This is a genomic window from Trichocoleus sp. ST-U1 (genome assembly GCF_039961835.1).
In the GTDB taxonomy this organism is placed as follows: domain Bacteria; phylum Cyanobacteriota; class Cyanobacteriia; order Cyanobacteriales; family FACHB-T130; genus FACHB-T130.
In genome coordinates this window covers 1-9,276 of the sequence record NZ_JAMPJZ010000135.1, presented here as the reverse complement: position 1 = coordinate 9,276, position 9,276 = coordinate 1, and the positions used below count along the sequence as shown (strand labels likewise).

The following is a 9,276-nucleotide window of genomic DNA, read 5'->3' as shown; positions in this document are numbered from 1 at the left end:
CATCTCAACAAAAGACTTTCAGCCTCTTGTTGAGATGTCAAATGGGTTCTATAGGCATGGCAAAGCTTATCTCTGTACTACCCTCTTGTGCTGGGATGCTGTTTAGGTGATCGCTTCCTGACCCCTTGAAAATGACCTACAAGCATTTGACCTTGGTGTTCCTGCCTACCCCTTCCCGTGGCTCTCGTAGGTTGCTAGAACAGAATCCGGAAACTTCTCAACGTCTCCCCTCTATCAGGTTTCTGCGATGCGATCTCTTATAGCAGCAACGCTTGCGCGATCGCTTTCAGCCTCTACTCATCCCTACTCAATCTTCCAATTAGGCGTTAAACCCGAAGTAACTTGGCTATACATTTGCAAGACCGATGCAGAAATACGTCCTGAGAGTTTTGCGATCGCCCATAGCGCTCTTGTAAAATCATTTTCAATTGTTGAGAATTCGCCCAGGAAAAAGTTTATGGCAGATATGTCCGGTCAAGACCCCTCAGAAATCATAATGGCAACGGTTGATGAAGAACGAAAAGGCACAACTTTCAGCGGTCAGGTCATCCTTGGTATACATCCTGAGGGTGGGCAAGTCGTTTTATTTAGCGACTTTTTAATTGAAGATTATAAAGGCGAACTTACCGCTTATCTGGCAACAGATGGCGATATAACGAAAAGCATTGATTTGGGCGAACTCGATCATAAAAACCCCAGTTTTTGGCTGCCAATTCCGCCGGGAACGGATACATCACCCTACAATACAGTCGTGTTGAGCGACAAAAAAAGCAAGAAAAAAATCCTGACGATCAATCTATAAAATTTGTAACTTAGCTCGTAGTTCAGCCAAATTCGATTGCCCTCTTGTATAGAACCCATTTGAGAGCTATTCCTGAAACTAAAAGCCTTGCAGCTAGCTGGTTTTATCCCTGTTCTTGCAAAAAACAGTCGAGTTTAAGCAGGCTCTATCATTGATCGCAAAGTAACGGCTTACTTCAAAGCCTTGCACCCCAGCAAAAGATGTCAAATGGGTTCTATAGGATTCATCCGCCTCTCGCTTGACGGCTCCAGCTTCACTTTCTAGGATCATGGAGCCAGTTGGGGTGAAGTCAAACCCTGCTATAAGCAGGTAAAGCTCCACCAATGCACCGATCCTCTTCTTAACTGTTTCGTGGGGTTCCCCTGGCATCCGTCGAATCTCCAGTACTCCATCCAGGAAGGAAAGCCGATATCCTGGACGGTCTAACAATTGCTCGACTGCTTTGAACTCTCTCCAGGTCAATCCCTCAAACAGGAGGGGTTCTTCCTTTTGGGGTATTGCTATCGTTGCCGTGGTCATAAGAGTCTCTGGTCTGTTTCCAGATTAGGAGTGATGGGGTTTGGATGGCGATCGCTTTAACGTAACTTCTTTTATAGTATTTGCTTAAATCTGAACAGCTTCTAAACGATACATATTATCTACAGGGTATCTTAAGTAAGATTATTCCATGCTCGATAAAACTCTAAATAGCTCATATTTTGAGTACAATGCCAAATCAATTGATAACAATCTACATAAAACCAAGGATTAATTTCTATAGTCCGATCTACTAGATATTTTTTAAAAACTCTAATTATTTTTGAATAATCCTCTTTAGTAATAATCTTTTTTATTTTGTGAAGCACATCTGTACCATCAGATAAACCTTGACTTGTTTGAGCTAGATCCAGTAGGGTTTGGAGAGCAAAAGATTTACCAGACTTTATTTTCGCCAGTTCCTCTGAAGCTAACATACAAAAAGATGCGGTATGAGAATTTTCTATAATCATTTTTCTTAACAGCTCTTCAATAGGTGTTTGTATATTTTTATCTGGTAGTAATTGCATTAATACTACAGCACCATTTAAACGCTCCCAATAAGCTAGCTCATCTCCATAAAACACGATCTTCATTAATTCAGAAATATTTTCTGGATTATTAGGTTCGATTTTGCTCAAATTAATTATTGCTTCGTCCCTTAAAAATTCATCATCTTCATCGACTCTAGTCTTAATTAAAGCTCTTAAAGTGTTCACAGCCTCTTTGTTTGCTGTTTGTTCCAGTATATCTCCTAGTATATCAATTAACAATCTACAAAAAGATTCATTTTCTATCTTTGGAATCGTTCGTATCAAAGTATTTACAGCAAAAATATTTCCAGGGTCGATTTTATTTAATGTGCTAGCTAAAAGGTAAGTATTTAAATTTTCTTGTTCGAATTTCTCAATCTTACTCTCTAATATTTTTATTACTTCTCTCTTATCTGTAAGAATTTCCTTCAAAGCCAAAGCAGACATTCTATAATCATTTCCTTTAAGTAAACCTAAGAGTTTCTGAAGTGACATTGAATTATTAGGAACGATTTTATATAAAACTTTAGCTGCTTCTATAGATGTACTACTAAAATGACTTGTATCAATTATGTATTCTAAAACTTGTATCGCTATTGATCTACCTCCAACAAAATTTGCTAATGAAATAGCAATCTCTATAAGTATTTTTTCATTATTACAAGTGCTTATTAAGTTACTCAATTTCTTGGTTATTTTTTCATTGCTAATCCTTACTAAGGATTCCTTTGCCTGAGACGAAATCGGGTTAATAAAAGTTTTCCACTCTTTTTCCTTTGAATCAAAATATCCGAAACTCCATTCAATGATTCTATCTATAATGCTGTCCAGATATTTTAGAGAAGCAAATTCCGACATACATTCAGCCGCCAAACAAAAAGCTTTGTACCAATAAAAACTTTCTTTGCTGTCAAAATAGATTAATTGTTTAATAAACATATCCTTGAGATGAGGGGATATTTCCTCTCTTCCAGCCCACAATAAAATTACCTCTTTCCAATTAAATTCAAAAATTCGATAAGTTCCTTCCTCCGGATTGTGAGAAGTGTGATTTAGAAAATCATGCCAATCATCGATCGATAACGCAGCAAAATATTCCTGAAAGGTTGGATGAAAGAATGTGTATACTTTGTCTGACGGTTTATCTGAATCTCTAGCAACTTGAAGCCAGCCAAGATTAAGAGCTAACCAAAAATAAGAACCGTCTTCATCGGGATCGCCCAGTTCATCAAAAACTAAATTGTGTGGCAATCGAAATGGTGATGATTCCTCATCTAATGCACGACACGCTAAACGCCCAAGAGCTTTATTGAGTTTTTCTTGTTTAGCTACTGTATTTGGAAAGAATGCATAATTCAGGTCTTTCTTCTTCCACTTGCTTCTATTCCACTTGTAAAACTCACTGACAAATCGCTTGTATAACTCAGCCTTAGTTGCTGGCAAGCTCTCTTGCTCATGCCATGTCGTACAAAGCATCATCAACTGTAATGGGTTTCTGACGAGTTGTTGAAGCCGAGTACGTTCAGTGTTGGCTAACTCGGTTTTAAGACGTTCACCGCTTTGTTGATTGCTTTTACGAAATCCACTTTCAATGAATTGTTCTACTTGAGTTGGATAATGAAACTCCTTTGTGCGATAGGTTTGGAAATCTCTAAGAGCATTGCTATCTACTTCCCAAACATTGATGCGGCAGGTCAGAATAATGCACGACTGACTTATCCAACCGCGAAGCTGATTATTAATTTCGCGTAGTGCAATGCCAGACGACGCAACAATTTCATCGGCTCCATCCAGCAACAGCCACACTCGTTGTTCATTTAACTGTTTCAAAAAATCAGATTTAACGTCCTGAGTAACATCTCGCACGGCATTATCCAACCACACCTGAGTTAAGTAATCCTTTAGACGTTGCAAATCACCGTTTTTAATCAAGTCACCCAAAGAGATCCAAATTGGTAGACCAAGCTCTTTGTCTAGAATCCAGAAGGCGATGTGCTGTAAAAGTGTTGTCTTTCCGGCTCCGGGTTCACCAATGATGGCAATGCGATCGCTATTTCCCTGTCGCAATATCTGTTCCCGAAACTGCTCATACTCAATCGGCGGCTTTTCCTCATACTGCTCTATAGGTCTTGCCGGATGAACATTCTGGCTTAATTGCTCTGGCTCCTTCCGCTCAACCAACGCCAGCGAGATAAAGATTTCATCATCCAGTAAATCAAACTGCATCGCTTCTGAAGCAATAACTTCATTGGTGCTGAGCTTCTTCTGGCGATCGAGCATGGTTCGGCAAACGTACTGCCAATCAATGCTTGTAGAAGCCTGAGATTTTGCGCGTTTAGAACGTCGATACCATCTATCTGACTCGACAAGTTCCGTAGGCTGAATCTTTAAAGTCTTTGCGATCGCTTCAACTGTACTCCTGTCAACCTTTCTTCCTGAAAAAAGCTTCTTGTGAATAACGTCTGAGCTTAAATTTGCTGCTTTTGCCAAGGCTTCACGGCTCTCAATCCCCATCTCACGCATTTTCTGCTCGATAAATGCGAGTCGTTCGGGTGTAACTGAAAAGCCACGCTCTCGGCTGGAACCCATAGCATTCAATCTACTTGTAGCAATTAGCTCTACTTTAACCAGGTAAAGAGATGGACGTTTAGGTTCGTTAAGGGATGTTTGTTATCGTCACTTAGCATCCCTGGTTTGGGCTGCTCCTAGTCAGTAAGTTGGATTTATCGAGTTCAACAGAAATCAATGACAACCTTAACTTCCAATCCTTCTATGCCTAACACTCAGCCTGCCCAGGTCATGACGACGAATCCCGCTCCCATCGAATCCCCTTCCGCCTGGATGCAATATGGCACCAGTCCAACTGAAATTATCCTGGCAACAGCGGTAGTGATTGGAGCGATCGCTAGTGTGATTGGGTCAATTGCCCTTCTCCTAAAGGTTCTCGTGCCCGTGATGCAATCCAACCCATCGCAGAAAAAGGAATAGTCAGTTTTTGATACTGAACCATAACACTTCCTTGCTCAAGGTTTTGCAGGAGAGGAGCGATCGCATAGCGTCCGCTTCGTGGAGTCGGCGACAATAGAAACCTCAACTCAAGAAAGCCGCTACTTTCTCTGTAAGCCCGAATGTACAAAGAGTCGGGAGAAAGTAAGGTCATTTTGTTTAACCTTTGCGGTCATGGGCACTTTGATATGCAGGCGTACATGGACTATCAGACCGGAAAATTGATAGATACTGAGTACAGTGCAGAGGAAGTCGCGATCGCTCTAGCAGGATTACCTGCTGTCGGTTAGGGTTCTGGAAAGCTGATTTCTTGCCGCTCTCAGTTGTGTTTGTTTTATGCTCAGTGTCCCTCTGCAACTGCCTGACGCAGATATCGTATTCTACCCGTCTCTGCTGGATGGGGAGGAAAGCGATCGCTTGCTCACACAACTGACTGAAACAATCGACTGGCGACAAGACTGGATTAGCATCTACGGGCGCTCAATGCCTCAACCCAGACTGACGGCTTGGTATGCCAATCCCGGTGTATCCTACACTTACTCTGGCATCACGATGCACCCCTCTCCCTGGACGCGCACGCTACTTGACCTCAAGACAAAGGCTGAAGCAGTTTCTGGTGTGGTGTTCAACAGCGTGTTGCTCAATCTCTACCGAGATGGCAATGACAGTATGGGCTGGCACAGCGATGATGAACCGGAGCTAGGACACAATCCAGTCATTGGTTCTCTGAGTTTGGGAGGAACGCGGCGGTTCATGCTGCGGCATCGAGCCGAGAAAGGCTTGAAGCATCAACTGGAGTTAACTTCTGGTAGTTTCTTGTTGATGCAAGGGACAACGCAGCACTACTGGCAGCATCAAATTCCTAAAACTGAACGTCCGGTTCCTCCCCGGATTAATTTGACCTTTCGAGTCATTGACTTGTCAGTTCGCCTAACTAGCGAACTTGACACTGATTGAGCTTGGTAAACAAAGCAGGCACGTAGTCGTAATAGCGATCGCTAGCAAGATAAATGGCATCCGTGGTACAACTGCCACAACCGGGTTCGCTGAGCATGTCACTCAGTAAGTTTGAGGAAATTCCTGCCCAGGGAAACTGTCCGATTGGTGCGGTAGCAGTAGAATTCAGTTCTGAATCCAACCGCCATTTGGTTCCAGCTAACACTACCCCAAAAGGATTCTTTTCCGGCAATGGTTGGGATCTATACCATCCCACTGCCTGACCGAACTTCTCAACTCGTGCTTTCGGATTTTTCGTCTGGGAGGCAGTTTGCTGCCAGATGCGCTTTTGAGCGCTGTACCCAAAGCGTCCCTTACTGGCTTGCGACCAGAGGGTATCTATGGTACGAAAGTCTTCGCAGGGAAGACTATTGAGCAGAGTTTTGCTGCCGTAGAGTAAGTCTGCACCCTGTCCTTGGAGTTTCTGCAATCGCTGGAAGATGGCGCGAGTCTCCACATCCGCACCCCGCCAGTCACCGGCGGCTAAAAGGCTTTTGAGGTGGCTGTAGTTGATGCGCCATTTATTAGGAGAAGTGCTAGCGATCACATCGAAGGTAAAGCTTTTAACGGTGTCCTGATATACCTGCCGGATGGAATCGTTCTTTTGCAGGTAGGCTCCTTGTAGGCGAAATACATAGCGACCATCGGGACTGCTGAATAGCACGTTATCAGACTCGTAGAGTCCAGTGGAAGTGTAAGCGATCGCTTTCTGTCCCGCAACGGTGAGGGGGCGATCGTCATTTTGGCTGAGTTCGCCTTTCCAACTGGTGAGGGGCAACCGCTTGGAGTTGTCGTAAATAGTGATGCTGACGATCGGAGGAGTTTCAGGTAAATTCTCCCGGTTCAAAAAATCTTTCTGCTGCCAGACTTCTAGGACTTCCAGCGGGGGACTTGGCTTCGTCGATTGAGTCGTTTCGGTAGGCGTGATGACATAGCCACGCGGGGAAACGAAGCGAAACCCAAAGCGATCGCTTAGATAAAACACATCCCGACTTTGGACGGTTGAGGAGTTGGCAGCAGGTTTGGCAGCAATTGCCACAGGCGCGGGAGATTGAGTGGAGGATGTTGGAAAATTGGTACTACAGCCAATAGCCAGAAATGTCAGTAGTCCAACTGCAATAGAGCGCTTCATATCGCTAGCTTAAGTATTCTTCGATCTTGATGTCGTCTCCAGTCTGGCAAGTTTGCGATTGAATCGGTTGCTTTGTTTCAGTTTGAGATACAAAGGCATAGTGACCCGATCTCCATTTATGTGTACATAAAGATGCCACCTTTGATGATGGCGATCGCTCTTACCTAACACTTTACATAAAGCAAAGGCGATCGCTGCTAGCTGTCGTGTTACATTTGAACAAAGTTTCCAGATATATGCGCTCAACCCGTTCATGACCGTGTTTTGTTGGTTGCTAGCGAGCTACCTTTTATGTCGAGCGTTCCAGAAAAGCCACTCGGTCAACGTGAAATTTTTCTTATAGATGCTAGCGGTCAGTTGTTACCCGCAGTCGTTGAGCTTAGTTGTCAAGATTGGACTGACGACAGACGGCATATGGAATGCCGCATCAAGTTGAGGTGGGTTGGTGGCGAAATTCAGTGTATTGATTGGAATTTTTTTGAAGCTTTTAAACGAGTTCGCGAACAACTAGCTCTGCAATATCTTTACCCAATGTGTTACGGAGCAAGCCGCGAAATTGTCATTACAGGAATGGCAGCAGATATGGGTTTAGGTTTAAAAGTCTACAAAGCAGAGATTGGTAGTTTTCCTAGCCGCAACCAGCTAGTAGACATTTTTAACTCTGGGGAGGATGTCGATCCTGTTGCAGTTGAAGTGCAGCAGGAATTCCAGCGTAAATGGGGAGAATCAGTTTTAAAAAAGTAGATTTTATGCGATCGCTATGACACTTACACATGAGTTTTGAGAATAAGCGATCGCAGTGATACCTACGCGCAGCGTTGTTTTACCCATCAGCTCAAAGCAGTGTCTTACCGGCAACCTTGCCCTAACTTAAGCCTAAACACAAATAGATAACCTTCATAGTGCCATAGTGCTGTGTGCCCTAGTGCTGTCCGCACGGATAAACTAAGAAGACTCACGGCAAAGTTAAGCCGCTTTCGCTGCCGACACTCGGCTGAGCTTCGTTGTGGTGCAACACTTACAAGCCTAGGAGACTGGTAAACCAATTTGCGTGAACCAAGTGTACTTGTCTATGTAGCCACGCTGGAAACGAATTTTGCCATCAATGACCTGAAAGAAGCCACACCCGCGTAGTGTAAAACTCTTGCCGGTTGGTGGGTTACCGCCAAGCTCACCCAAGAATGTACCGCCACCGCTCCACTCAATGATGACCCACTCACCATCCTCGAAGATATTTTCAGGATGCGTGTAGTTGTCTGGAAAGGCATTGAAGAAGGCGATGAAACTCTCAAGCAGTACCTCGCGCCCTTGAAGTGGGGCACCAAAAGCAACCTGATGGTTGATGGCATCATCGTGATAAAGCTCGATGAGTGCGTAAGGATCGCGAGCGTTATAGGCAGCAACCCAGTCGTGTAGAACTTCTTTGGACGATTTCATATCGCTAATCATACCAAAGACAATTTGTACACAAACAATAGAGTTCTTAAGTGGTGACGCTTGAATCTCTGACTCTATCGTTCCATATTTAACAATAAAGTTCTTTAGTGAAACCCCTTACTCTTTTGCCCATGCTGGGAGACAAACAATAAAGTTCTTAACTGTCACATAGCAAATTGATTATATTGACTGGATCTAACGGGTCTAAAGATTTCAATGCAAGTGTGATTGCCTCTTTCACCTGCGGGGCTTCTGCCAAGTCAGGTCTGATGCCAGCTTGACGCAATAATTGCCACCGTTTTGGATACACGTTCTCTTCTCGGAAACACTCGCTAGCCCATTGAATCCGGCGAATTGCAAATTCTTCGCGAGTTTCAGCCAACTCTTCTAAAGCCTTTGTTGTACACGGCAGCTTGTCTTTTTGCGGCTGTATCAATCTGAGTTGACCCAAATCGCTAGCAATTGCTGTTTTCGTTACTTTCGTGGGGCGTTGTGGAAAGCTTTGAAGACGCTGGGCTGATTGCCTTGCCGCTGCTGCAAACTTAATATCACGCTGGTTCCAGTCCACTTGAGGAGAAAACTTAACTCTTCTCTTACGCGGTGGTAGATGAGCTTGAAGCCATTGTTGATCATAGATGTACAGCCAAGAATAGATGCTCTGAAACATCCGCTCTAGTGTAGTCCGTCCTATATGAGGATTTTCTTTAACCGCTTCTAGCCATGCCATTCGATAGCTTTCTAATACCAGTTTCCAATGAAGATGCACTAAATTGAAGAAAGCAACAGGGTAGGTGTAGGAATGGCAAATCAGTTCAAAGTGGCAGTCCAAGAGACAACGGAAGAACTGCAACATC

Annotated in this window: 8 protein-coding genes and 2 pseudogenes; 5 read left to right on the top strand and 5 right to left on the bottom strand. The window is 43.7% G+C overall.

Going from position 1 to position 9,276, the window contains the following annotated elements; translation table 11 throughout:
* The first annotated feature begins 247 nt into the window (after nucleotides 1–247).
* Nucleotides 248–802, top strand: a complete 555-nt coding sequence (locus NDA06_RS25720) for a hypothetical protein (RefSeq protein WP_242033992.1) — start codon at nucleotides 248–250, stop codon at nucleotides 800–802.
* A gap of 213 nt (nucleotides 803–1,015) precedes the next feature.
* On the opposite strand, the pseudogene NDA06_RS25715 reads toward NDA06_RS25720, so the two are convergent.
* Together NDA06_RS25715 and NDA06_RS25710 are read right to left on the bottom strand one after the other, a co-directional pair.
* Nucleotides 1,016–1,321, bottom strand: a pseudogene (locus NDA06_RS25715) (Uma2 family endonuclease); the annotation flags it as partial.
* Between the two features lie 131 nt (nucleotides 1,322–1,452).
* Nucleotides 1,453–4,440, bottom strand: a complete 2,988-nt coding sequence (locus tag NDA06_RS25710; protein WP_190986759.1) for an NACHT domain-containing protein — start codon at nucleotides 4,438–4,440, stop codon at nucleotides 1,453–1,455.
* 156 nt (nucleotides 4,441–4,596) lie between these two features.
* Here NDA06_RS25710 and NDA06_RS25705 point away from each other — a divergent pair, with 156 nt between their 5' ends.
* The 3 genes and pseudogenes from NDA06_RS25705 to NDA06_RS25695 all read left to right on the top strand — a co-directional run bounded on the left by NDA06_RS25705 (nucleotide 4,597) and on the right by NDA06_RS25695 (nucleotide 5,814).
* The gene (locus NDA06_RS25705) at nucleotides 4,597–4,839 is read left to right on the top strand and encodes a hypothetical protein (protein WP_199304828.1); all 243 of its coding nucleotides are present in this window, start codon (nucleotides 4,597–4,599) and stop codon (nucleotides 4,837–4,839) included.
* A gap of 146 nt (nucleotides 4,840–4,985) precedes the next feature.
* Nucleotides 4,986–5,147 (top strand): annotated as a pseudogene (locus NDA06_RS25700) (TrpB-like pyridoxal-phosphate dependent enzyme); the annotation flags it as partial.
* Nucleotides 5,148–5,193: 46 nt separating this feature from the next.
* A complete protein-coding gene (locus NDA06_RS25695; protein ID WP_190412458.1) occupies nucleotides 5,194–5,814 on the top strand; it encodes an alpha-ketoglutarate-dependent dioxygenase AlkB in 621 nt (206 codons plus the stop codon).
* On the opposite strand, the gene NDA06_RS25690 is transcribed toward NDA06_RS25695, so the two are convergent.
* Nucleotides 5,792–6,985 carry a GUN4 domain-containing protein gene (locus NDA06_RS25690; RefSeq protein ID WP_190986760.1) on the bottom strand — a complete coding sequence of 398 codons (1,194 nt, stop codon included), beginning with the start codon at nucleotides 6,983–6,985 and terminating at the stop codon, nucleotides 5,792–5,794. The two genes, NDA06_RS25695 and NDA06_RS25690, sit on opposite strands and share 23 nt — an antisense overlap.
* A 291-nt stretch (nucleotides 6,986–7,276) precedes the next feature.
* Here NDA06_RS25690 and NDA06_RS25685 point away from each other — a divergent pair, with 291 nt between their 5' ends.
* A complete protein-coding gene (locus NDA06_RS25685; protein ID WP_190986762.1) occupies nucleotides 7,277–7,729 on the top strand; it encodes a hypothetical protein in 453 nt (150 codons plus the stop codon).
* Between the two features lie 282 nt (nucleotides 7,730–8,011).
* Here the strand turns inward: NDA06_RS25685 and NDA06_RS25680 are convergent, their stop codons facing one another.
* Both NDA06_RS25680 and NDA06_RS25675 read right to left on the bottom strand, forming a co-directional pair.
* Nucleotides 8,012–8,434 (bottom strand): ester cyclase, encoded by a 423-nt coding sequence (locus NDA06_RS25680; protein ID WP_242047538.1) that lies wholly within the window; start codon nucleotides 8,432–8,434, stop codon nucleotides 8,012–8,014.
* Nucleotides 8,435–8,579: 145 nt separating this feature from the next.
* On the bottom strand, nucleotides 8,580–9,276 hold a 697-nt coding region (locus NDA06_RS25675; protein ID WP_348251918.1), incomplete at its 5' end, for a TnsD family Tn7-like transposition protein.

Bases quoted from the DNA above. Each gene is read 5' to 3' on its own strand.
- NDA06_RS25720 (WP_242033992.1), top strand. From the start codon at position 248: ATGCGATCTCTTATAGCAGCAACGCTTGCGCGATCGCTTTCAGCCTCT.
- NDA06_RS25710 (WP_190986759.1), bottom strand. From the start codon at position 4,440: ATGGGTTCCAGCCGAGAGCGTGGCTTTTCAGTTACACCCGAACGACTC.
- NDA06_RS25705 (WP_199304828.1), top strand. From the start codon at position 4,597: ATGACAACCTTAACTTCCAATCCTTCTATGCCTAACACTCAGCCTGCC.
- NDA06_RS25695 (WP_190412458.1), top strand. From the start codon at position 5,194: ATGCTCAGTGTCCCTCTGCAACTGCCTGACGCAGATATCGTATTCTAC.
- NDA06_RS25690 (WP_190986760.1), bottom strand. From the start codon at position 6,985: ATGAAGCGCTCTATTGCAGTTGGACTACTGACATTTCTGGCTATTGGC.
- NDA06_RS25685 (WP_190986762.1), top strand. From the start codon at position 7,277: ATGTCGAGCGTTCCAGAAAAGCCACTCGGTCAACGTGAAATTTTTCTT.
- NDA06_RS25680 (WP_242047538.1), bottom strand. From the start codon at position 8,434: ATGATTAGCGATATGAAATCGTCCAAAGAAGTTCTACACGACTGGGTT.